This window comes from Micrococcus sp. CS26 (genome assembly GCF_055522295.1).
In genome coordinates, this window is the sequence record NZ_JBVFVY010000012.1 from 30,346 (window position 1) to 53,684 (window position 23,339).

General features: G+C 75.2%; 19 protein-coding genes. 14 read left to right on the top strand and 5 right to left on the bottom strand.

Translation table 11 applies throughout. The features are described 5' to 3' along the window. The first annotated feature begins 64 nt into the window (after nt 1-64). From mihF to ACZ1IK_RS07025, 6 genes are all read left to right on the top strand, one after another. Complete coding sequence (gene mihF, locus ACZ1IK_RS07000; protein ID WP_036313727.1) at nt 65-379, top strand: integration host factor, actinobacterial type; 315 nt, start codon at nt 65-67, stop codon at nt 377-379. Nucleotides 380-450: 71 nt separating this feature from the next. Next, on the top strand, nt 451-1,101 hold the full coding sequence (gene gmk / locus ACZ1IK_RS07005) for a guanylate kinase (RefSeq protein ID WP_010078602.1): 651 nt from the start codon (nt 451-453) through the stop codon (nt 1,099-1,101). A 66-nt stretch (nt 1,102-1,167) separates the two neighbouring features. Then, a complete protein-coding gene (rpoZ, locus tag ACZ1IK_RS07010; RefSeq protein WP_036313731.1) occupies nt 1,168-1,608 on the top strand; it encodes a DNA-directed RNA polymerase subunit omega in 441 nt (146 codons plus the stop codon). A 7-nt stretch (nt 1,609-1,615) separates the two neighbouring features. Then, nucleotides 1,616-2,902 carry a bifunctional phosphopantothenoylcysteine decarboxylase/phosphopantothenate--cysteine ligase CoaBC gene (coaBC, locus tag ACZ1IK_RS07015; RefSeq protein ID WP_465098417.1) on the top strand — a complete coding sequence of 429 codons (1,287 nt, stop codon included), beginning with the start codon at nt 1,616-1,618 and terminating at the stop codon, nt 2,900-2,902. A 15-nt stretch (nt 2,903-2,917) separates the two neighbouring features. After that, the gene (gene metK, locus ACZ1IK_RS07020) at nt 2,918-4,180 is read left to right on the top strand and encodes a methionine adenosyltransferase (RefSeq protein ID WP_036313737.1); all 1,263 of its coding nucleotides are present in this window, start codon (nt 2,918-2,920) and stop codon (nt 4,178-4,180) included. A gap of 124 nt (nt 4,181-4,304) precedes the next feature. Further along, entirely contained in the window at nt 4,305-6,356 is a 2,052-nt protein-coding gene (locus ACZ1IK_RS07025; RefSeq protein WP_036313740.1) for a primosomal protein N' family DNA-binding protein, read from the top strand. A 66-nt stretch (nt 6,357-6,422) separates the two neighbouring features. On the opposite strand, the gene ACZ1IK_RS07030 is transcribed toward ACZ1IK_RS07025, so the two are convergent. Continuing rightward, on the bottom strand, nt 6,423-7,478 hold the full coding sequence (locus ACZ1IK_RS07030) for an alpha/beta fold hydrolase (protein ID WP_101966030.1): 1,056 nt from the start codon (nt 7,476-7,478) through the stop codon (nt 6,423-6,425). A gap of 272 nt (nt 7,479-7,750) precedes the next feature. On the opposite strand from ACZ1IK_RS07030, the gene ACZ1IK_RS07035 reads away from it, so the two are divergent. The 6 genes from ACZ1IK_RS07035 (at nt 7,751) to holA (ending at nt 17,376) form a co-directional block, all read left to right on the top strand. Then, entirely contained in the window at nt 7,751-9,076 is a 1,326-nt protein-coding gene (locus tag ACZ1IK_RS07035) for a YkvI family membrane protein (RefSeq protein ID WP_036336588.1), read from the top strand. Nucleotides 9,077-9,233: 157 nt separating this feature from the next. Then, nucleotides 9,234-11,741, top strand: a complete 2,508-nt coding sequence (gene leuS / locus ACZ1IK_RS07040) for a leucine--tRNA ligase (RefSeq protein WP_465098418.1) — start codon at nt 9,234-9,236, stop codon at nt 11,739-11,741. A gap of 46 nt (nt 11,742-11,787) precedes the next feature. Further along, nucleotides 11,788-12,762 carry a DegV family protein gene (locus tag ACZ1IK_RS07045; RefSeq protein WP_036313753.1) on the top strand — a complete coding sequence of 325 codons (975 nt, stop codon included), beginning with the start codon at nt 11,788-11,790 and terminating at the stop codon, nt 12,760-12,762. 129 nt (nt 12,763-12,891) lie between these two features. Continuing rightward, nucleotides 12,892-13,749: a ComEA family DNA-binding protein gene (locus ACZ1IK_RS07050; protein ID WP_036313756.1), complete on the top strand. Its 858-nt coding sequence runs from the start codon at nt 12,892-12,894 to the stop codon at nt 13,747-13,749. Beyond that, nucleotides 13,746-16,346 (top strand): ComEC/Rec2 family competence protein, encoded by a 2,601-nt coding sequence (locus ACZ1IK_RS07055; RefSeq protein WP_465098419.1) that lies wholly within the window; start codon nt 13,746-13,748, stop codon nt 16,344-16,346. The genes ACZ1IK_RS07050 and ACZ1IK_RS07055 overlap by 4 nt, the downstream gene beginning before the upstream one ends. Nucleotides 16,347-16,356: 10 nt before the next feature. Beyond that, nucleotides 16,357-17,376, top strand: coding sequence for a DNA polymerase III subunit delta (holA, locus tag ACZ1IK_RS07060; protein ID WP_036317182.1), 1,020 nt, complete (start codon nt 16,357-16,359; stop codon nt 17,374-17,376). A gap of 101 nt (nt 17,377-17,477) precedes the next feature. Here holA and rpsT read toward each other — a convergent pair whose 3' ends face one another. Both rpsT and ACZ1IK_RS07070 read right to left on the bottom strand, forming a co-directional pair. Continuing rightward, nucleotides 17,478-17,744, bottom strand: a complete 267-nt coding sequence (gene rpsT / locus ACZ1IK_RS07065; RefSeq protein ID WP_002854699.1) for a 30S ribosomal protein S20 — start codon at nt 17,742-17,744, stop codon at nt 17,478-17,480. A 195-nt stretch (nt 17,745-17,939) separates the two neighbouring features. Further along, nucleotides 17,940-18,602 carry a type II toxin-antitoxin system PemK/MazF family toxin gene (locus ACZ1IK_RS07070; RefSeq protein WP_036317185.1) on the bottom strand — a complete coding sequence of 221 codons (663 nt, stop codon included), beginning with the start codon at nt 18,600-18,602 and terminating at the stop codon, nt 17,940-17,942. 111 nt (nt 18,603-18,713) lie between these two features. Here ACZ1IK_RS07070 and lepA point away from each other — a divergent pair, with 111 nt between their 5' ends. Both lepA and hemW read left to right on the top strand, forming a co-directional pair. Next, nucleotides 18,714-20,573, top strand: coding sequence for a translation elongation factor 4 (gene lepA / locus ACZ1IK_RS07075; protein ID WP_129044192.1), 1,860 nt, complete (start codon nt 18,714-18,716; stop codon nt 20,571-20,573). Next, nucleotides 20,574-21,854: a radical SAM family heme chaperone HemW gene (hemW, locus tag ACZ1IK_RS07080; RefSeq protein WP_465098420.1), complete on the top strand. Its 1,281-nt coding sequence runs from the start codon at nt 20,574-20,576 to the stop codon at nt 21,852-21,854. A 15-nt stretch (nt 21,855-21,869) separates the two neighbouring features. On the opposite strand, the gene ACZ1IK_RS07085 is transcribed toward hemW, so the two are convergent. Together ACZ1IK_RS07085 and ACZ1IK_RS07090 are read right to left on the bottom strand one after the other, a co-directional pair. Beyond that, complete coding sequence (locus tag ACZ1IK_RS07085; RefSeq protein ID WP_002854682.1) at nt 21,870-22,289, bottom strand: DUF4870 domain-containing protein; 420 nt, start codon at nt 22,287-22,289, stop codon at nt 21,870-21,872. A gap of 94 nt (nt 22,290-22,383) precedes the next feature. Next, the gene (locus ACZ1IK_RS07090; protein WP_010078617.1) at nt 22,384-23,244 is read right to left on the bottom strand and encodes a DUF3097 family protein; all 861 of its coding nucleotides are present in this window, start codon (nt 23,242-23,244) and stop codon (nt 22,384-22,386) included. Between the last annotated feature and the right edge of the window lie 95 nt (nt 23,245-23,339).

A 23,339-nucleotide genomic window follows, 5' to 3' on the forward strand; every position in this document is an offset into this window, starting at 1 on the left:
CGTCCTTGACGGTGGAAGGGTCTCGACGGGGCCGGTGAGGAATGAGAGGCATCGAGGTCAGACCATGGCGTTGCGGCAGCTCAGTGTGCAGGAGCGGGCGGAGGCCCGGAGGAAGGCCCTCCAGGCCCGCCAGGCGCGGGCGGAGCTCAAGGCGGCCTTCGCCGCCGGTGCGGTCGGCCTGGCCGACGTGTTCGCGCGCGCGGACACCGAGGACGCCGTCGCCCGCCTGCGGACCGTGGACCTGCTGCTGGCCCTGCCGGGCGTGGGCGAGGTCCGGGCCCGGGAGACGATGGCGGGGTGCGGCATCTCGCCGCGGCGTCGGCTGGGCGGCCTGGGCCGTCGTCAGCGCGAGGCGTTGATCGCCTATATTGGCCGGTGACCCCCACACCCCGGCGGGTCGGCGCCGGCCCGGGTGAAGGGCCTGCGAGGCCCGTCCCACCAGGAGGATGCGTGACCGACACGTTCGACCCCGGACCCGCCCCCGCCGTCCCGGTGGCCCGCACCGCCGTCCAGGAACGCCCCCCGGGCCCGGGCGTCACCGTCCTGGCAGGACCCACCGCCGTCGGCAAGGGCACCGTCTCGGCCTATGTCCGCGAGCACTATCCCGAGGCCTGGCTGTCCGTCTCCGCCACCACCCGCCCGGCGCGCCCGGGTGAGGAGGACGGGGTGCACTACTACTTCACGACGCCGGAGGAGTTCGACTCCCTCGTCGAGGCGGACGAGATGCTGGAATGGGCCGTCGTCCACGGCGTCCACCGCTACGGCACGCGGCGCGACCGTGTGATGGAGGCCGTGGCGCAGGGGCGCCACGTCCTGCTGGAGATCGACCTGCAGGGCGCGCGCCAGGTCCGCCGTGCGCTGCCGGAGGCCACCTTCGTGTTCCTGGCGCCGCCGAGCTGGGAGGAACTCGTGTCCCGGCTGCTCGGCCGCGGCACCGAGAGCCCGGAGGAACAGCGGCGTCGGCTCGAAACGGCTAGACTGGAACTCGCAGCGGAACCCGAGTTCGACGCCGTCGTCGTGAACGACCGCGTGGAGCGGGCCGCCGAGGAACTGGTGAGACTCATGGGGCTGGACCCCGAGCGCCGTCCGACCGAGGCCTGAGGACCGGCCGCACCGACGCCGCACCCGGCGCCGACGTGACAGTGAGATGAAGACTTTGGAGACCCCGTGACCGAACAGTACGAAGGCATCGTCAACCCGCCCATCGACTCCCTGCTGGAGCGGGTCGACTCGAAGTACGCCCTGGTGCTCTTCGCCGCCAAGCGGGCCCGGCAGATCAACGCCTACTACTCGCAGCTGCACGAGGGGCTGTTCGAGTACGTCGGCCCGCTCGTGGACACCCAGCTGAACGAGAAGCCGCTGTCCATCGCCCTGCGCGAGATCGAGGCCGACCTGCTCGAGTCCCACGAGGCCGTCGAGGCCACCCCGGAGGCCGACCTGGCCGCCGAGGACTTCGGCGACTTCTCCCTGCCGGGCGAGGACGACCCGTTCGCCACCCTCGAGTCGTCCGACGCCCACCAGCCGATGGGCGATCCCGCCGCCATCGAGGAGGCCGCCGAGACGGTGCGCGCCGAGGAGGGCACCTCCGAGGACGCCACGGAGGCCTGAGCCCGTCATGGAGATCGTCCTCGGGGTCGGCGGCGGCATCGCGGCCTACAAGGCGGCGCTGCTGCTGCGCTTGATGACCGAGGCCGGCCACGGCGTGACCGTGGTGCCCACCGCCAACGCCCTCGAGTTCGTGGGCGCGGCGACGTGGGAGGCCCTCTCCGGTCGCCCGGTCCGCACGGACACGTTCGAGGCGGTCGACGAGGTGAACCACGTCCGGCTCGGCCGGCGTGCGGACCTCGTGGTGGTCGCGCCGGCCACGGCCGACCTGCTCGCGCGCACCGCCGCGGGGATGGCGCCCGACCTGCTGGGCAACGTGCTGCTCACCGCCACGTGCCCCGTCGTCCTGGCCCCCGCCATGCACACCGAGATGTGGCACCACCCCGCCACGGTGGCCAACGTCGCCCTCCTGCGCGAGCGCGGCGTCACGGTCGTGGATCCCGCCGTGGGCCGCCTCACCGGGGCCGACTCCGGCGCCGGACGTCTGCCCGAGCCCGCCGAGATCTGGGAGCGTGCGCAGGCCGCCGCCGCCGCGGGCGCCCCGCGCCGTCCCCGGGCCTCCGGGTCCGACGCCGAGCCGACGCCCGGCCCGCTGGCCGGTCGCACCGTGGTGATCACGGCCGGGGGCACCCGCGAGGCCCTGGACCCGGTCCGCTACCTGGGGAACCGCTCCTCCGGCAAGCAGGGGGCCGCCCTGGCGCGCGCCGCCCTCGACGCCGGCGCCACCGTGCGGTTCGTCGCCGGGTCCATGTCCGTCCCGACGCCCGAGGGCGTCGAGCGCGTCGTGCCCGTGGAGTCCACGCAGGACCTGTTGGACGCCGTGCAGGCGGAGGCCGCCGACGCCGACGTCCTCGTGATGGCGGCGGCCGTCGCGGACTTCCGGCCGGCCGAGGTCTCGGACGCCAAGATGAAGAAGGGCGACGACGGCGGCGCGCCCGTCATCGTGCTCGAGCGCACCCCGGACGTGCTCGCCACGGCCGTGCGCACCCGCTCCGAGGGCGGGCCCATGGCCCCGCTCATCGTCGGCTTCGCCGCGGAGACCGGCGACGCGACGTCCTCCGTGCTCGAGTACGGCCGGGCCAAACTGGCGCGCAAGGGCTGCGAGGTGCTCGTGGTCAACGAGGTCGGCACGGACAAGGTGTTCGGCCGGGACGAGACCGCCGTGACCATCCTGTTCGCCGACGGCCGCCCCGCCGTGGAGGCCGCAGGCTCCAAGGACGAGGCCGCGGCCGCCGTCGTGCAGGCGATCGTGGATGACCTCGCCGGTCGCGACCCCGTCGGCGCGTCGGGCCGCTGACCTAGACTGTGCGGCATGACCGATGCCGCCTCGCTGAGCCCCGCCCGCCACGCCGACCCGTATTCGGGGGTGGGCGGCGGAGAGCTCCGCCTCTTCACCTCCGAGTCCGTCACGGCGGGCCACCCCGACAAGATCTGCGACCAGATCTCCGACGCCATCCTGGACGCGATCCTCGCCGCCGACCCGTCGGCGAAGGTGGCCGTGGAGACCCTGACCACCACCGGCCTGGTGCAGGTGGCCGGCGAGGTGAACACCTCAGCGTACGTGGAGATCCCCAGGATCGTGCGCGAGACCATCCTGGACATCGGCTACGACTCCTCGGCCAACGGCTTCGACGGCGCCCAGTGCGGCGTGAACATCTCCATCGGCCAGCAGTCCTCGGACATCTTCGCCGGCGTCTCCCGGTCCCTCGAGGCCCGCGAGTACGGCTCGGCGGACGAGGTGGACGAGCAGGGCGCGGGGGACCAGGGCATCATGTTCGGCTACGCCACGGACGAGACCCCGGCGTACATGCCCATGCCCATCTACCTCGCGCACCGGCTCTCCGAGCGGCTCACCGCGGTGCGCCGGGCGGAGAACACGCCCATGCCGTACCTGCTGCCGGACGGCAAGACGCAGGTCACCATCGGCTACGCGCCCGGCCACGTGCCCACCACGGTCGAGGCCGTGGTGGTCTCCACGCAGCACCACGAGTGGGTCACGCAGGAGCAGCTGCGGGCGGACGTGGAGGAGCACGTGATCCGGCCCGTCATCGAGCGCTCCGGCCTCGACACCTCCGGCATGCGGATCATCATCAACCCGGGCGGCAAGTTCGTCATCGGCGGCCCCGTGGGCGACGCCGGCCTCACCGGTCGCAAGATCATCGTGGACACCTACGGCGGCATGGCCCGGCACGGCGGCGGCGCCTTCTCCGGCAAGGACCCGTCCAAGGTGGACCGCTCCGCCGCCTACATGCTCCGCTGGGTCGCGAAGAACGTGGTGGCCGCCGGCCTCGCCTCGCGCGCCGAGTTCCAGGTGGCCTACGCGATCGGTTCGGCCCGGCCCGTGGGCCTGTACGTGGACACCTTCGGGACGGCCACGGTGCCGGAGGAGAAGATCATCGAGGCCGTGAACGCGGTGTTCGACCTGCGTCCGGCCGCCATCGTGAAGGAGCTGAACCTCCTGCGGCCCATCTACCGACGGACCGCCGCGAACGGCCACTTCGGCCGGGACGACGCCGACTTCACGTGGGAGCGCACGGACCGCGTCGAGCAGCTGCGCGCTGCCGCCGGCCTCTGACCCGGAGGCGGGCATCACAGACGCGCTGTTCGCCCTCCCGGAGCCGGAGGACGCGCCCCGACTGCCGGAGCGGGCCGAGGGGTGGCCGGAGCGGCCGATCGCACGCGTCCTGCTGGACTCGCCCGTGCCGCACCTGGACCGCGAGTTCGACTATCTCGTGCCCGTGGCCCTGGACGACCGGGCGGTCCCCGGCTCCCGCGTGTCCGTCCGCTTCGGCGGACGGGCCATGACGGGCTGGCTCGTCTCGCGGGAGCAGGAGCCGGCCACCGGCGCCCAGCTCACCGAGCTCACCGGCGTGCTCACCGTCATCCCGCCGCTGACGGAGGAGGTCCTGGCGACCGCGCGCGCGGTGGCCCGCCGCCAGGCCGGCGTCGTCACGGACGTGCTGCGGGCCGCGGTGCCCCCGCGCGTCGCGCAGGTCGAGAAGGCCGCCCTGGCGGAGGACGCGGAAACCGCCGCGGACCACCCTGTGACGCTGACCGGCACGGACGCCGAGCGCCCGGAGCCTCCCGCGGCGGAGGAGGGCCTCGTGCCCACGGTGTGGGAGTCCCTTGAGGGGGGCACCGCGTTCGTGTCCGCCGTGCTGGCCGGGGACGCCGCGCGGGCGGCCGCCGTCGTGCCCTCGCGCCTGTTCGAATGGGACGAGGCGGGCGCGCTGGCCGCCCTGGCGCGCACGGTGGCCGCCTCGGACGGCGGCGTCCTACTGCTGGTGCCCGACCACCGCGACCTCGACCGGCTCTGCGCCGCCCTCGACGAGCACGTGGGGGAGGACGCCTACGCGCGGATCGGCTCCGAGGACGGCAACACGCCCCGGTACCGCGCCCACCTGGCCGCGCTGCGCGGCACCCGGCGCATCGTGGCCGGCACCCGGGCCGCCGTGTGGTCGCCCGTGCGCGACCTGCGGCTGGTGGTGCTCTGGGACGACGGCGACGACGCGTGGGCAGAACCCCGCGCGCCCTACTTCCACGCCCGAGAGGTCGTGCTGGAGCGGGCCCGCGCGACCGGCGCGGCGCTGCTCTTCGCCGGGCCCTCCCGGTCCGTCCCGGTGCAACGGCTCGTCGAGTCGGGCTGGCTGCTGCACCTGGGCCCCTCCCGCGCGACCCAGCGGGAGCTCGGGCCGCGGGTCGTCTCCACCGCCGACGCCTGGGAGACGGCGCGCGACCCGTTCGCGCAGCGGGCGCGGTTGCCGCAGGCCGCCTGGGCCGCCGCCCGCGCCGCGCTGCTCGGGCCACGGCCCGGCCCGGTGCTCGTGCAGGTGGCCCGGGCCGGCTTCATCCCCGCCCTCGTGTGCGAGCGCTGTCGCACGCCCGCCCGCTGCCGCGTCTGCGCGGGGCCGCTGGGCTTCCGCGACGCGCGGGCCGCCCGGCACGGGGAGGTGGCGTGCCGGTGGTGCGGCACCCGGGAGCGCGGCTTCCGGTGCACCGAGTGCGGCGGCACGACGCTGCGGGCCGGGGCCCGCGGCGTGGACCGCACGGCCGAGGAGCTGGGCCGGGCGTTCCCGCGCGTGCCCGTGCACGCCTCCTCGGCGCAGCACATGCTCGGCTCGGTGCCGCCCGGGCCCTCCCTGGTGGTGGCGACCGTGGGGGCCGAGCCGGTGACGCCCGACGGCTACGCGGCCGCCCTGCTGCTCGACGGGGACAGCCAGCTCCAGCGCGAGGGCCTCGACGTGCCGGGCCGGGTGCTCGCCCGCTGGCTCGCGGCCGCCTGCCTGGTCCGCCCCGCCTCCGACGGGGGCGTCGTGGTGGTCACCGCGGACGCGGGGGAGGCGGTGAACGCGCTCGTCCGACGGGACCCCGACGGCTTCGCCGCGCGCCAGGTCGCCGAGCGGCGCGAGCTGCACCTTCCTCCCGCCGGCCGCCTCGCAGAGGTCACGGGGGAGGCCGCCGCCGTCGCGGAGTACCTCGAGCTCGTGGAGGCCGCCCGCCGGGAACGGCCGGACGAGGACGTCCACGAGGATCCGCACTCGGCCCCGCTCGACGGCGGCCCGGCGCGACTGCCCTGGATCGGGCCGGTGCCGGACCCCGCCGACGAGATCCGCTCCCGCGCCCTGCTGATCTTCCCCTACGCGGCGGCCGAGGCCACCGTCGGCGCCCTGCGCGCCGCCCGGTCCGCGGCGAGCGCTCGGCGCGAGACCGCCCCGGTGCGGGTGCGGCTCGACCCGGCCGGGGTGCTCTGAGGGGGCGGCCGGACCGGCCCCCAGCCCGAGGGGCCGGAGCGCGGCGACGCCGGGGCGACGACGACGTCAGCGGCCGGCGCGGCGGAACCAGTCGCGGATCAGCGCCGCGCAGGCGGCCGGCCGCTCGTAGTGCAGCAGATGCCCGACGCCGTCGAGGACGTGCAGCTCCGCCGTGCCGCCCGCGTCGTCGATCGCCGCGGCGAGCGCCTCCTGTGCCGGCACCGAGCCCAGCGGATCCTCCCGCCCCGCGACCAGCAGCACCGGCAGGCTGAGGCGGGCGGCGACGTCGGCCACGGAGCCCGTGCTCGAGGCGCGGTACGCCTCGGAGAGCATGCGTGCGGAGGCGAAGTCCGAGAAGTGGCGCCGGTGCTGGTCATGGGTGTACGCGAGGACATCCCTGTCCCTGGTGCGGGTCATGGCGAGCGTGGTCACCCACACGACCGGCGGCGCGCCCAGCAGCAGCCGCGCCGGGCGCTCGGGCAGGCGGGCGGCGACCTCGTAGTACCCCTCGGCGACGGCCGCCAGCACCCGACTCGACACGGACGCCGACGCCTCCAGCGCGGGTTCGGCGATGGGGTTGAGCAGGACCAGCCGTCCCCACCGGGACGGGTCCCGCGCGACCAGCTCGGCCGCCACCGTCGTCCCGTAGGAGTGCGCGACCAGCACGGGGGTCGCCCGCAGACCCAGGGCGGCGACGACGGTGGCCACCGCGTCCGCGTGATGGGCCACGGTGTGCTCGGCGTGGGGGAAGGGCTCCGAAGCCCCGAAGCCGGGCAGCTCGATCGAGTGGATCGGATGCTCCGGGAGCGCGTCGGCCAGCAGGGCGAGGCCGTGGTGGTCCCCGCGGAAGCCGTGCACGAACACGAGCGGGGCAGCGGCCGCGTCCCCCTCGGGTGCGCCGGGCGATCCCGGCGCGGCCACCGGAACGGGGGTGTACTCCCACACGGCCACGGACGACCGGATCCCGCTGACGGGGTCCGGGACGGCCAGGGTGTGCCGGCGGGGCGTCCGGGCCGGGTGGCCCGTGAGCACGCGGGGATCGGCGGGCGCCGCGGGCGGGCGCAGCAGATCGCGCAGGCGGACGGGCGGGCCCGGGGCGGCGGACGGCGTCGGGACAGGCACGTCCCCACCCTAGCCAGGCCTTCGACCGCCGACGCCGTGGCGCCTCGTCTCCGCTGGACGCGGGGACGGGGTCCGCCGAGATGCTCGGCCTGATCGCGACCGCGGCGTGCCAGCGGGAGGGCGGCCTTGGGGTGGGCCTGAGGCCACGCTGCCCGGAACCCGGCGACGCCTGGTCCTGGCCACGATGGCGCGCGCGTGCCTACCGTACTCCGGCCCGTCCTCGGTCCCGGGGCCCGCACGGGCGCACCCCGTCCCCCACGAAAGGCCCATGCGTGCAGCACCCCGTCGCGCTCAGATCCCTGAAGATCGCCCTCGCCTTCGTCGGCCTGCTCGTCGGCGCCGGCTTCGCCACCGGCGCCGAAGTCATCCAGTACTTCGTGGGCTTCGGCTGGATCGGCGTCGTGGGCGCGGGACTGGCCGGCCTGCTCGTCACCGCCGGCGGCGCCGTCATCCTCCAGCTGGGCAGCGTGTTCCTCGCGGCCGACCACAAGGTCGTCTTCCGCAGCGTCTCGCACCCCGTGATGGCCCGGATCCTGGACGTCGTGGTGACGGTGACGCTCTTCGCGATCGGCGTCGTCATGCTCGCCGGGGCGGGCTCGACGCTCGCCCAGCAGTTCGGCTGGCCGACGTGGGCGGGCTCCACCCTGATGACCCTGCTCGTGCTCGTGACGGGCATGCTGGACGTGGAGAAGGTCTCCGCGATCATCTCCCTGATCACGCCCCTGGTGGTCGTCGCGGTCGTGGCCGGGTTCGTCCACGTCCTGGTCACCCGCGACGGCGGCTTCACCGCCCACGAGTCCCTCGCCGTCCAGGCCACCACGCCGGTGGACCCGTGGTGGCTGTCCTCGGTCAACTACTTCGGCCTCGTCGTCGTGATGGCCGTGTCCATGTGCCTCGTGATCGGCGGGTCCATCACCCACCCCCGGGAGGCGTTCCTCGGCGGCCTCACCGGTGGCCTGATGTACACCGCCCTGCTCCTGATGGCCTCCACGCTGCTCTACCTCGGCTACGCCGAGATCGGCCGCGCCGACGTCCCCATGCTGCGGCTGTTCGCCTCGATCGCGCCCTGGCTGGGCTGGGCGATGGTCGTGGTGATCTACCTGATGATCTTCAACACCGCGATCGGCATGTTCTACGCGCTGGGACGCCGCCTCACGGCCGACCGCCCGGGCCGCTACCGGCCCGTGTTCGCCGGCGTCACGCTGCTGGCCTTCGCGGTGAGCTTCGTCGGCTTCGGCGACCTGATGAACGTCGTCTACCCGGCGCTGGGCCACCTGGGGATCGTGCTCGCGCTCGTGCTCCTCGTCTGGTGGCTCACCCACCGCCGGCAGATCTCCGCCGAGTCGGGGCTGCGTCTGCGCCTGCTCGCGCTGCTCCGCCTGCGTGAGCATCCGGAGAAGACCTTCACGGCCCAGCACGCAGTGCAGCTGCAGGAGGCGGTCGGGGACTCCGTGGCGGCCCCGGACGCGGTGACGGAGGCCCTCGAGGACGAGGTCGCCCAGGTGCTCGAGGAGGACGACGCGCTCACCTCCGGAGGGGCGCGCCCCGGTCCCGACGCCGGGCCCGAGCGTCCGGCAGGCGGCAGCCACTCCGCCTGAACGCGCCTGCCCGGCCGGGCACGGCGTCTCGGAGCGGCCCTGTGGCCGAGCCGGGGCGCCGTCGCCGTAGGATGGGGTGGCCGGCCGTGCCGCCGGCCCCGTCCGCGCCGCCCGAGGGCCGGCGCCCCATCCCGACTGCGTGAGGACTCGAACCGCCGTGAGCCAGACCCCCGACAGCGCCGTGCCGGCCACCCCCAGCATCCCCGCCGACGCGGAGTACTCGTTCCGTGACGTGGAGGCCCGCTGGGCCGGGTACTGGGAGCAGGCCGGGACGTTCGCCCCGCGCGAGGACGGCTCCGAGACCCGCACCGTGGTCGACATGTTCCCGTACCCGTCGGGCGACCTGCACATGGGGCACGCCGAGGCGTTCGCGATGGGCGACGTCGTCGCGCGCCACTGGATGCAGCGCGGCTTCGACGTGCTGCATCCCATCGGCTGGGACTCCTTCGGCCTGCCGGCCGAGAACGCCGCCATCAAGCGCGACGCCCACCCGGCCGAGTGGACCTACGCGAACATCGAGACGCAGAAGCGCTCCTTCCAGCGGTACGGCATCGCCGTGGACTGGTCCCGTGAGCTGCACACCTCGGACCCCGAGTACTACCGGTGGACCCAGTGGCTGTTCCAGCAGCTGTACCGCAGGGGCCTGGCGTACCGGAAGGACTCCCCGGTCAACTGGTGCCCCCAGGACCAGACGGTGCTCGCCAACGAGCAGGTCGTGGACGGCCGCTGCGAGCGCTGCGGCACCGAGGTCACCAAGCGGACCCTGAACCAGTGGTACTTCCGCATCACCGAGTACGCGGACGCGCTGCTGGACGACATGGACCAGCTCACCGGCCACTGGCCCGAGCGCGTGCTCGCCATGCAGCGCAACTGGATCGGCCGCTCCGAGGGCGCCCACGTCGACTTCCAGGTCGAGGACGGCCCCGTCGTCACGGTCTTCACCACCCGGCCGGACACGCTGCACGGCGCGACCTTCATGGTGGTCGCCGCCGACGCCCCGCTGGCCGCCGAGCTCGCCGGCGACGACGTGCGGGCCGAACTCGAGGCGTACCGCGAGGACCTGAAGAAGGTCTCGGACATCGACCGCCAGGCCACGGACCGTCCCAAGAGCGGCGTGTTCCTGGGCCGCCACGCGGTGAACCCGCTGACCGGTGAGCGTCTGCCGATCTGGGCCTCGGACTACGTGCTGGCCGACTACGGCACGGGCGCCATCATGGCCGTGCCGGCCCACGACCAGCGCGACCTCGACTTCGCCCGCGCCATGGGCCTGCCCGTGCGCACCGTGCTGGACACCGGCGAGGAGGACCCGGCGGTCTCCGGCGTCGCGACGACCGGCGAGGGCATCCTGGTGAACTCCGGGGAGCTCGACGGCCTGGACAAGACCGCCGCCATCGCGCGGGCCATCGAGATCGTGCAGGAGCGCGGCACCGGCCGGGGCACCACCACGTACCGCCTGCGCGACTGGCTGCTCTCCCGTCAGCGCTTCTGGGGCACCCCGATCCCCGTGGTCCACTGCCCGGACTGCGGCGAGGTGCTCGTGCCGGAGGACCAGCTGCCGGTCACCCTGCCGACCGACCTCAAGGGCGAGCAGCTCGCCCCCAAGGGCCAGTCGCCCCTGGCCGCGGCGACGTCGTGGGTCGAGGTGGACTGCCCGCAGTGCGGCGGCCCCGCGCGACGGGACACCGACACCATGGACACGTTCGTGGACTCGTCCTGGTACATGCTCCGCTACGCGTCCCCGAACGACGACGCCCGCGTTTTCGACCCCGACGCCCTGCGCCGCTGGCTGCCCGTGGACCAGTACGTGGGCGGCGTGGAGCACGCGATCCTGCACCTGCTGTACGCCCGCTTCTTCACCAAGGCCCTGCACGACCTCGGCCTGGTGCCCTTCACCGAGCCGTTCCGCGCCCTGCTCAACCAGGGCCAGGTGCTCAACGGCGGCAAGGCCATGTCCAAGTCGCTGGGCAACGGCGTGGACCTGGGCGACCAGCTGGACGAGTTCGGCGTCGACGCCGTGCGCCTGACCATGGTGTTCGCCTCGCCGCCCGAGGACGACGTGGACTGGGCCGACGTCGCCCCGGGCGCCGCCGGCAAGTTCCTGGCCCGCGCGTGGCGCCTGGCCCGCGACGTCCGCGCGACGGGCGCCCCGGCCGGCACGGACCCGGCGGGCGGGGCCGTGACCCTGCGCCGGGTGACCCACCGGACCGTGCACGAGGCCCAGCAGCTGCTGGACGACGGCAAGTTCAACGTGGTCGTCGCCAAGACGATGGAGCTGGTCAACGCGGCCCGCAAGGAGATCGACGCCGGCGCCGGCGCGGCCGACCCCGCCGTCCGCGAGGCCGCCGAGGCCGTGGCCGTGCTGCTCTCGCTCGTGGCGCCGTACACGGCCGAGGACATGCGGGTGCTGCTCGGCCACGAGCCCTCCGTGGTCCGCGCCGGCTGGCCCGCGGTGGACGAGGCGCTGCTGGTCGAGGACACCGTCACGGCGGTCGTCCAGGTCAAGGGCAAGGTCCGCGACACCCTCGAGGTGCCCGCGGACATCACCGCCGAGGATCTCGAGGCGCGCGCCCGCGCGTCGCAGAAGGTGCGGAACTTCATCGGGGACGCCGAGATCGTCAAGGTGATCGTGCGCGAGCCCAAGCTCGTGAACCTGGTGATCCGCTGACCGCGTGAGACCGTCCCCGACCGGGCCGGGGGAGAGGAGGCAGGCCGTGGCGAGCATCGAGCAGTGGCGCGACGATGCGCTCGTCCGCCTGCGCTCCCGCCGCTCCCAGCTGGCCGGGCGGGCACGCTACGGGCTGCGCCCGCCCCGCCGGGACCGCACGGCCGTCGTCACGGACTCGGCCGCGGCCCTGCCCGGCGCCGTCCTCGGACACGGTCTGGCCGCGGGGATCCGCCAGGTGGCGCTGCCCGTCATGGTGGGCGAGCAGATCCACACGGAGGGCACGGACGAGCTCGCGCTGGAGCTGCCGCTGGCCCTGGCCGCCGGCACCCCGGTGCGCACCTCACGGCCCTCGCCGGGCGCGTTCCGGACGGCCTACGCCGAGCTGGCCCGCGCCGGCTACGCACGCATCCTCTCCGTCCACCTGTCCGGCGAGCTCTCCGGCACCGTGGAGGCCGCGCGCCTGGCCGCCGCGGAGGCCGAGCGCCCGGTGACCGTGGTGGACTCGCGCACCGTGGGCTTCGCGCTGGGCATGGCCGTGGTGGACGCCGCCGTGGACGCGGGGGTGGGCATGCCCGTGGCCCGCATCCGCGAGCGGCTCGAGGCCACCGTGGACTCCAGCCACGTGCTGTTCACGGTGCCCAGCCTCGAGCAGCTGCGCCGGGGCGGGCGGATCAGCGGGCTGGCCTCGCTGCTGGGCACGCTGCTGCAGGTGCGCCCCGTCATGGCCGTCGACGACGGCGCGATCGGCCTGGTCGACCGCCCGCGGTCCGCGGCCCGGGCCGTCGACCGGCTCGTGGAGCTCGCGACCGAGCGGGCCGGCGAGGACCCGGTGCGGATCGCCGTGCACGAGTACGGCGACCCCGAGACGGCCGTGCAGCTCGCGGAGCGGCTCCAGCCGGTCTCCACCACCCCCGTGCCCGTCGTCGAGCTGCCCGCCGTGCTCGCCGCGCACCTGGGCCTGGGCGCCCTGGGTGTGGTGATCTGCCCGCTGGAATCGCCCACGGGGGGCTCGGGGGACTGAGGCCGCCCGTGCGGGAGCGCCGAGGAGACGGGCGCGTCCGTTCCTGCACACCACCCTGGACCGCGGAGGTCATCCCCAGGTCGGGTGCGGGACGCGCCCGACTCGGCGACGGGGCCGCAGACTGCCCGCATGAGCCCCAGCCACCGCCTCTGCGACGATCCGCCCGCCTTCGCCCCGGACCCCGCGCCCGCGGCCGCCCCCGACGTCGACACAGCCGGCCCGCACGCCGCGTCCCGGTGGGAGCGCACCCCACCTCGGGGCCCGGTGCTGCGGTGGCGGCCGGCCCTGCTGGCCGTCACCGTGCTGCTCGTCGCCGCCACGGCCTGGTGGGCGGTGGCCTGGCTGACCACCCCGGCGCCGCCCGCGGCCATCCCGGCGGCCGCGGCCGGTGCAGGCATCCCGCAGACCGACGCGCCCTCCACCGCCCCGTCGGCGGCGGGCACCGACGCGCGGACGTCCGAGGCGGGGCCGTCGGGGGAGGCGTCCGGCCCCGCCGGGTCCGGCCCGCTGCGGGTGCACGTGGTGGGCGAGGTCGCCCGGCCGGGAGTGGTCAGCCTCGCGCCGGGCTCCCGGGTGGCCGACGCCGTGGGCGCCGCCGGCGGCCCGACCCGGCACGCCCGGGCGGAGCGCATCAACCTCGCGGCCCCGTTGGACGACGGCCAACAGGTCCTCGTCCCCTCCGCCCGCACACCGCAGGACGCCCTGGACCGGGTGGCCGGGGCCGCGCAGGCGCAGCCCACGCCGACCACGGGCAGGGCCGGTGGCGGAGGCGAGCCGGGCGGCGCCGAGTCCGGCGACACCGTGGACCTGAACACCGCCGACGCCACGGAGCTGCAGACCCTGCCCGGCGTCGGCCCCGCCACGGCGGAGAAGATCATCGCCCACCGCGAGACGGTCGGCCCGTTCACCGGCCTGCAGGACCTGGACGCGGTGCCCGGCATCGGCCCGGCCACGCTCGACCGGCTGCGTGACCACGTCTCGTGGTGAGCCCGGCCCCGGGCCCGCCCAGCGATCCCGTGGACCGCCGCGCCCGCCACCGCGAGGTGCCCGGCCCGCTCGAGGCCCGGTGGGTGCCCGCCCTGCTCGTCTGCCTGACCCTCGGGATCCTCGGCGTCGCCTGGGACGCCCCGGCCCGCTCGGCGGCGGCCCTCACCGGGCTGGCCGTCGCCGCGGCCGCCGTCCTGGGCGCCGCCCGCTCGACCGGTCGGATACGGGGCGTGGCCACCGCGACGACGCTGGCCGGCGTGGCCGCGGCCCTGATGCTGCAGCACTCGGCCGGGCCCGCCGCCGCGGCCAGCGCCAGCGGCTGGACCGGCGCGGTGCACGCCGGCTCACCGCTGCGGCTCGAGCTGACCCTGGACGGGCCCGCCACCCGGAGCGAGGCGACCTTCGGCCCGCGCTGGAGCGTGCCCGTGCGGGTCGAGACGTTCGGTCATCCGCCGCGGGCCCCCGAGGCGGCCGTGACGGCCCGACTCACGGGCGGGGGCGCACCGCCCGCGACGATCGCCGCGCCGTTGGACGGGACGGCGGCCCCCGGCGGCGGGCCGGGATCGCGGGTGTGCGTGGTGGCCCGGCCGTCGAGGTCCGGCTCCACCGTGTTCCTGGCCGCCGCGGCCGCCCCGCAGCCGGGACCCTGCCCCGGCGGGGCGGAGCCGGCAGGCGGGGCCACCGACGGCGGCCCGGGCCCGCCGCGGCGGGAGGCGCTGCGCGCCGCGTTCCGTCAGTCCGCGGAGGGCACGGTCGGCACGGCGCCGGAGCTCATCCCGGGGCTGGTGCTGGGCGACCGCTCCGCCCAGGGGGCCGCCCTCGACGACGCCATGAAGGCCTCGGGCCTGTCGCACCTGTCTGCCGTGTCCGGGGCCAACGTGGCCATGATCCTCGGCGCGGTCGCGATCACCCTGCGCAGCGCGCGGGTGCACCGGGCGGTGGTCCTCAGCGCCGGGCTGGCGGTCCTCGGGGTGTTCGTGGTCGTCGTGGGGCCGGAGCCGTCGGTCCTCCGGGCGGCCGTGATGGGCGCTCTCGGCGCCCTCGCGGTGTTCTTCGGCCGCGCGCGGCAGGCGTTCGGACTCCTGACGGTGGGCGGCACGGCCCTGCTCGTCGCGGTGCCGGCCCTCGCCGTGGAACCGGCCTTCCACCTCTCCCTGGCGGCGACCGCGGGCATCGTCCTGGGCGGCGCGCCCCTCGACCGTGCGCTGCACGCCGGGCTCGGCCGGGTGCTGCCCGACGTCGTGGCGCGGTGGCTCTCGGCGTCGCTCGCGGTGACCGTGGCCGCCCACCTGGCCTGCCAGCCGATCATCCTGGCCATGACCGGTGAGGTGTCGGCCTACGCGGTGCCGGCCAATCTGCTGGCCGCCCCGGCCGTGCCGCCCGTGACCGTCCTGGGCACCCTCGCCGCGGCCCTCGCCCTGCCCGCGCCGGGGATCGCCGCCGCCCTCGTCGCCGTGATCCAGTGGCCCGCGGCCTGGATCGGGTGGGTCGCCCACACCAGCGCCTCCCTGCCCGGGGCGCTGCGTCCGTGGCCGGCCGGAGCCCTCGGCGCCGGGCTGGGCGTCCTGCTGGTGGCCGCGACGCTCCTCGGATTCGCCGCCGTGCTCCTGCTCGAACGACGCCGGGCCGCCCCGGTGCGGCGTGTCGGCCGCAGCGCGCCGCGGACCCGCGAGCGCCTCCCCGCCCTGGTCGTGCTCGCCGCCGCGCTGGCCGCGGCCACCACGGGTGCGGTCGGGGCGGTCCTCGTGCCGCGGGCCTCGGGCGCGGCCCCGCCGGACTGGGCGGTGGCGTTCTGCGACGTCGGCCAGGGAGACATGGCCGTGTTCCGGTCCGGCCCGCGCGCGGGGGTCGTCGTCGATGTCGGGCCCGAGCCTGGGCTCGCTCGTCGCTGCCTCGACGACCTCGACGTCGACCGGGTGGACGCCGTGCTGCTCACCCACCTGCACGCCGACCACACCGGGGGACTGCCCGGCGTGGTCGACCGCGCCTCCCGCGGGGCGGTGCACTACGCGACCCGGGACGCGCCGGCGCAGGGCAGGGGAGGGCGCGGCGGCGAGGCGGACGGCGTCGACCGGCCCGCCGACGCGGCACGGCTCCGCACCGGCGCGACGGGCACGGCCGGGCCGGTGCGGTGGCACGTGCTGCTCGCCGACGCGCGGGCCCCCGAGGAGAACGACGCCTCCGCCCAGGTGCTGGTCACCGTCGAGAGCGAGGCCGGTCCGGTCACGACGCTGATCACCGGCGACATGGAGGAGGACGCCTCCGCGGCATGGGTCGCGGGGCACCGGTCCGATGCCGCCGCTCCGCCGCGCGTGGACGTGCTCAAGGTCGCCCACCACGGGGCCCGCAACGGTGGGACGGCCGTGCCGCGCGCGGTCGGCGCCCGCCTGCACATGGTCTCCGTGGGCGCCGACAACCCGTACGGACACCCCCACCGGGCCACGGTGGACGCGCTCGGCCGCCTCGGGCCGGTGGCCCGCACCGACCTGCACGGCACGCTGGCCCTCACGGCCGCGGACGGCCCCGACCCCGACGGCGCGCCCGAGATCACGGCTCACACCGTCCGCCCGCCCTCGAGCGTCCGCACCGGACCCTAGGATGGGACGCATGTCCGCCGCCCGCAGCCCCCGTTCCGGCCGAGCCGGCCGCACCGACCCGCTGGCCTGGCGGCGAGCCGAGCCCGCCCCGCTCATGCTCCTCAAGGGACCCGAGGACCATGCCGCCCGCTGGGTGACGGACCGCGTGACCCAGGCTCTGCGCGAGCGCCACGGCCAGCTGGAGATCCACCGGCTCCGCGCGGGGGAGTACCAGCCCGGCCAGCTGGCCACCGCGGCCAGCCCGTCCCTCTTCGCCGAGCCCACCCTCATCACGGTCGAGGGCCTCGAGGCCATGAACGACGCGTTCCTCGAGGACGCCCTGCGCCTCGTCCAGCAGGGCCCCGGCGCGGACGACGTCACGCTCGTGCTGCGCCACACCGGCGGCAACCGCGGCAAGAAGCTGCTGGACGCCGTCGCCCAGGCCGGCACGGTGGTCGAGTGCGTGCCGCTGAAGAAGGACGAGGAGCGGCTGGCCTTCGTGCAGGCCGAGTTCCGCGACCGGCGTCGGCGCATCGACGAGGAGGCGGCCCGCGCGCTCATCCGCGCCACCGGCGCCTCGCTCACGGAGCTCGCGGCCGCGTGCGCCCAGCTCGTCGACGACACCGAGGGCGTCGTCACCGTCGAGACCGTGGACACCTACTACAGCGGCCGCGTGGAGGCCACGAGCTTCGCGGTGGCCGATGCGGCGCTCGAGGGGCAGGCGGCGAGGGCCGTGTCCCTCGTGCGGCACGCGATGGCCACCGGCGTCCACCCGGTGATGATCACCGCGGCGCTCGCGCTCAAGGCGCGGCAGGTGGCGCGGATGATCGACGCCCGCCGGCCCGCCGCCGAGCTGCCGTCCCTGCTCGGGGTGGCCCCGTTCCAGGTGCGCTACATCCAGCAGGCGGCGCGGCACTGGACGGCGGCCGGCATCGCGCAGGCCGTGGAGTGGATCGCCCAGGCCGACGCCGAGGCCAAGGGCGCCTCCCGCAACCCGGAGTTCGCCGTCGAGCGCGCGGTCATCCGCGTGGCCACCGCCGTCAGCCGCTGACGGCGCCGCCGGACGGCACCCCACGGGGGCAGCCCGGACACGAAACGGCCCCCGCACCGATCGCTCGGGGCGGGGGCCGCGGTCACAGCCGGGGGCGTGGATTAGCCGAGGAGGGCCTTCACGCGGGCGGCGATGCCGGACTTGCGGTTCGCGGCCTGGTTCTTGTGGATGACGCCCTTCGAGGCGGCCTTGTCCAGCTTGCGGGAGGCGGTGCGCAGGGCGGCGGCGGCGGCCTCGGCCTCGCCGGCGGCGACGGCCTTGTCCACGGCGCGGATGGCGGTCTTCAGCTCGGACTTCACCGCGACGTTGCGCTGGCGCGCCTTCTCGTTGGTGAGGATGCGCTTCTTCTGGGACTTGATGTTAGCCAAATCGGGTCCTTCGTCGTCGGCGGCGCGGACGAGGGTCCGGGCGCCGCATGAACAGGGGGTCGTGGAGGGTGCCCGGATCCGTGGACTGAGCGGCGTGGGGAACACCGATGATGACCCGTTCCGGGGGTGCCCGTCGACCGGCGGACACAATGCGGACGATCCTACCACCCAGACCCCGCGATCCGCGCGGCCGACTCAGCGCACCCGCCTCCGGGCGCGGGCCAGCGCGGCCGTGACCCGGTCGAAGGCCGCCCGGTCCAGGACGCCGCCCTCCCGGCGCACCGCGGCCGGATCCACGCGGACCACCCGGTCCAGCTTCACCTCCGAGGCGCGGCCGGACCGGTCCCAGGCGCCTGCGCCCACGTCCACGTAGTCCTCGTCGCGGGTCAGCGCGTTGTTCCGGTCCCGGCTGGTCAGCATGAGCCCGAGCAGGAGCGCCCCGTCCCGGCCGATCAGGAGCACGGGGCGGTCCTTGCCCCGGCCGTCCATCTCCTCGTACGGCACCCAGGTCCACACGACCTCGCCCGGCCCGGCCGTCGGCCCGGGCGCGGGCGCGTATTCGACGCGGACGGTCCCGGTGAAGTCCGGCAGGGACACGTGGCGGTCGGTGTCCTGTCGCCGGGGCCGGCGCTCCTGCCCGGGCCCGGGCATCGGCCACGAGTCGGTGGGCTCCGTGGGGTCCCACGCGGGCCCGGGAGGCCCGGGCGGGCCCGGGAAGGGCGACGGGCCGCTCCGTTCGCCGGCCCGTCGACCGGCCTCAGAGGCGGCTCGACGCGGCCGGGCGTCGTCGCGGAGGGCGCCGATCAGGCGTGCCGTCCGGCGGCCGAGGGACAGGGCGCGATGCAGGTCGAAGGCCATGGGCGCGAATCTAGTGGACGCGCGGGCCCGGCGTCCGGGTCGGCTCGGCGGCGGGACATGAGAGACTAGGCGGTCAGAGTCCCGTCCCCGTCACCCGTAGAGGAAGTGCCCGTGTCGCCCCTGGCGTCGAACCCCCCGGTGCCCGCTGCCACCGACCCCTCGGTGATCCGCAACTTCTGCATCATCGCCCACATCGACCATGGCAAGTCCACGCTGGCGGACCGCATGCTGCAGGCCACCGGCGTCGTGCAGCCCCGCGACATGAAGGCCCAGTACCTGGACCGCATGGACATCGAGCGTGAGCGCGGCATCACCATCAAGTCCCAGGCCGTGCGCATGCCCTGGTCCGTGGACGGGGTGGACTACGCCCTGAACATGATCGACACCCCCGGGCACGTGGACTTCACCTATGAGGTCTCCCGCTCGCTGGCCGCGTGCGAGGGCGCGATCCTGCTGGTGGACGCCGCCCAGGGCATCGAGGCCCAGACCCTGGCGAACCTCTACCTCGCCATGGAGCACGAGCTGGAGATCATCCCCGTGCTCAACAAGATCGACCTGCCCGCCGCGGATCCGGACCGCTACGCGGCCGAGCTGGCCTCCCTGATCGGCTGCGAGCCCGAGGACGTGCTGCGCGTCTCCGGCAAGACGGGCGTCGGCGTCGAGGAGCTGCTGGACCGCGTGGTCCGCGCCATCCCCGGCCCGGAGGGCGACGCGGACGCCCCGGCCCGCGCGATGATCTTCGACTCCGTGTACGACACCTACCGGGGCGTCGTCACGTACGTGCGCGTCGTGGACGGCCGGCTCTCCCCGCGGGAGAAGGTCCGCATGATGTCCACGGGCACCACCTACGAGCTCCTCGAGATCGGCGTCTCCTCCCCGGAGCCCGTGCCCACCAAGGGCCTGGCCGCGGGCGAGGTGGGCTACCTCATCACCGGCGTGAAGGACGTGCGTCAGTCCAAGGTGGGCGACACGGTCACCAACCACGCCCACCCGGCGGAGCAGTCCCTGGGTGGCTATGAGGACCCCAAGCCCATGGTGTTCTCGGGCCTGTACCCCATCGACGGCTCGGACTATCCCGTGCTGCGTGACGCCCTGGACAAGCTCAAGCTCAACGACGCCGCGCTCGTCTACGAGCCGGAGACCTCGGTCGCGCTGGGCTTCGGCTTCCGCGTCGGCTTCCTCGGTCTGCTGCATCTGGAGATCGTGCGCGAGCGTCTCGAGCGCGAGTTCGACCTCGATCTCATCTCCACCGCGCCCAACGTGGTCTACGAGGTCACCCGGGAGGACCGTGAGGTCGTCACCGTGACCAACCCCTCCGAGTTCCCCGAGGGCAAGATCCTCGAGGTGCGCGAGCCCATGGCCTCGGCCACGATCATCGTGCCGGCGGAGTTCATCGGCGCCGTCATGGAGCTGTGCCAGGCCAAGCGCGGCAACCTCAAGGGCATGGACTACCTCTCCGAGGAACGCGTGGAGATCCGCTACTGGATCCCCCTGGCCGAGATCGTGTTCGACTTCTTCGACCAGCTCAAGTCCCGCACCAAGGGGTACGCCTCGCTGGACTGGAAGGCCGACGGCGACCAGGTCGCCGACCTCGTCAAGGTGGACATCCTGCTCCAGGGCGAACAGGTGGACGCGTTCTCCTCCATCACCCACAAGGACAACGCCTACGCGTACGGCGTGATGATGACGGGCAAGCTCAAGGAGCTGATCCCGCGCCAGCAGTACGAGGTGCCGATCCAGGCCGCCATCGGCTCGCGCATCATCGCCCGCGAGAACATCCGCGCGATCCGCAAGGACGTGCTCTCCAAGTGCTACGGCGGAGACATCTCCCGCAAGCGCAAGCTGCTCGAGAAGCAGAAGGAGGGCAAGAAGCGCATGAAGATGGTCGGCCGGGTCGAGGTCCCGCAGGAGGCCTTCATCGCCGCCCTGTCCTCGGACGGCGCCGGCGCCGACCAGGCGGCGAAGAAGTAAGTGCCCGCCCTGCCCCTCGGCGAGCCCGTCCCCGACGACGGCCGGCTGCCGGCCGACGTCGGGCAGCGGGTGCGCGCGGCCGCCCGCGACGGCGCGGCGCGCACCTTCAGCCTGTACGTCCACGTGCCGTTCTGCACGGTGCGCTGCGGCTACTGCGACTTCAACACGTACACGGCCGTCGACTTCGGCCCCGGCGCGGGTCGCGGCGACTACTGGGAGTCGGCGGTCGCGGAGCTGGACTTCGCCGCGGACGTGCTCGCGTCCTCGGACGTGCCCGCCCGCCCGCTGCACACGGTGTTCTTCGGCGGCGGCACGCCCACGCTCCTGCCGGCCGCGGACCTCGTGCGCATCCTCCAGGCGGCGGTGGACCGGTTCGGGATCGCGCCCGGCGCGGAGGTGACCACCGAGGCCAACCCGGACACGATCACCCCGGAGTACGCCCGCCAGCTCGCGGCCGGCGGCTTCACCCGTCTCTCCCTGGGCATGCAGTCCGCGATGCCGCACGTCCTCGCCACGCTCGAGCGCACCCATCGGCCCGAGTCCGTCCCCGCCGCCGTCGCCGCGGCCCGCGAGGCCGGCCTGGAGGTGTCCCTGGACCTGATCTACGGGACCGCGGGGGAGTCCCTCGCCGACTGGCGGGCCACGCTCGAGGCCGCCGTCGCCCTGGCCCCGGACCACGTCAGCGCGTACTCGCTGATCGTGGAGGAGGGCACCAAGCTCGGGGCCCAGGTGGCCCGCGGCGAGGTGGCGGACGTGGACCCCGACGACCAGGCGGACAAGTACCTGCTCGCCGAGGAGCTGCTCGGCACCGCCGGCTACCGCTGGTACGAGGTGTCCAACTGGGCGCGCGACCCGCAGGGCTCCGGGGTCCACCGTGCGCGGCACAACGTGGCGTACTGGGAGGACCAGGACTGGTGGGGGATCGGCCCGGGCGCGCACTCGCACCTCGCCGGGGTCCGGTTCTGGAACGCCAAGCACCCCGCCGCCTACGCGCAGCGGCTGGCCACAGGGGTCACCCCCGCCGTGGGCCGCGAGCGGCCCGACGCCGACGCGCGGCGCCTCGAGCGCATCATGCTCGCGGTGCGCACGGTGGACGGGCTCCCGACCGCGGAGCTCGTCTCGGAGACGCCGGGGGAGGCCGCGCGGATCCGCGGGGCGATCGCCGAACTCATCGCCGCGGGCCTGCTGGACGGGCGCGCCGCCGTCGACGGCCGCATCGTCCCCACGCTCGAGGGGCGGCTGCGCAACGACGCGATCGTCCGGGCGCTGGCCGGCTTCTGACCGGCCGGCCCCGGGTCAGCGCAGGATGCGCAGGTTGAACGGGTACCGGAACGGACGGCCCTTGGACACGTGCGAGGCGCCCATCACGCCGTAGACCGCCATGGCGGCCCACGTGAGCGCGCCGAGGATCGCGAAGATCGGGCCGACCACCGGCAGCAGGGACAGGAAGAAGAACAGGAGCGTGATGAGCGTGGGCGGCCCGGAGAAGTTCAGGGCCTCCCGCGACTCCTGCGAGGTGAACGGGCCGCGGTCGCGGTAGAGCAGCCACACGACCAGCGGGCCGAGCACGCCGAACGCCAGACTGAGGTGGGCCAGCGCCGCGCGGTCACGGTCCTGCTTCGCCGTGAGCGGGGCGCCGCGGCCGCCGGCCGAGACGAGCCAGGCGGGCGGGCCGTGGCCGGTGCGGCCGGCGTCGGGCTGCGCGCGGGTGTTCACGAGGGGCTCCTCCTGGATCGCGGGACCCGCGCGCCGGGGACCGGGCGCAGGGCATGGGCCAGCATAGCGCGGGCGGGCGGGGGCCGCGCCGAGATCAGTGCTCGGGTGCGGCGGTGAGGAAGTCGATGAGCTCCTCCACGCGGCCCAGCAGGGACGGCTCGAGGTCCGCGTACGTGGTGACGTGGGAGAGCAGCCGCTTCCACCCCAGCCCCGTGGCCTCCTTGCTCCCGTGCGGCCAGCCCAGTCCCCGCAGGATCCCCGTCTTCCAGTCCTGCCCCTTCGGCACGACGGGCCACGCGGGGATGCCGAGGACGGAGGGCTTGATGACCTGCCAGACGTCCACGTAGGGGTGACCGAGGATGAGCACGTTGCCCGCGGCCCCCGGCACGCGCATGGCCTCGGCCGCGAGGCGCTCCTCCTTGGACCCGGTGACGAGGTGGTCCACGAGGATCCCGAGCCGGCGCCGCGGACCGGGGGCGAACGCACGGATCGCCCCGGCGAGGTCGTCCACGCCGTGCAGGGGCTCCACGACGATGCCCTCGAGGCGCAGGTCCTCGCCCCACACCTTCTCCACCAGCTCGGCGTCGTGCACGCCCTCCACCCAGATGCGAGAGGCGCGGGCGGTGCGGGCCCGCGCCCCCTCGACCCGTCGCGAGCCGGAGGCGGTGCGGGCCGGCGCCGCCGGGGCCGCGGCGGTCGGGGGGACCAGGGTCACGGGCTCGCCGTCGATCCAGAAGCCGCCGCCGAGGGGGAAGCCGCGGCGCACGCCGCGGCGGTCCTCCAGGACCACCACGTGCACGCCGCCGGAGCGCTCGATGCCGATCACGGCCCCGGTGAAGCCGGAGGCCACGTCCTCGACCACCGTGCCGGGGGTGGCGGGCACATCGGGGACGGTCCGGGCGGGGCGGCGCGTCAGGTCGTCGTGGCCCGCGGGGCCCCAGCTGCTCCAGTCCATGGGAGAGCACGGTAGCAACGGGGGCGGGCGATCACCGTGAGCGAAGCCGTGCGGGCCGGTCGGGTCGTCCCCCCGGGTCGGACGGTAGCATTGGC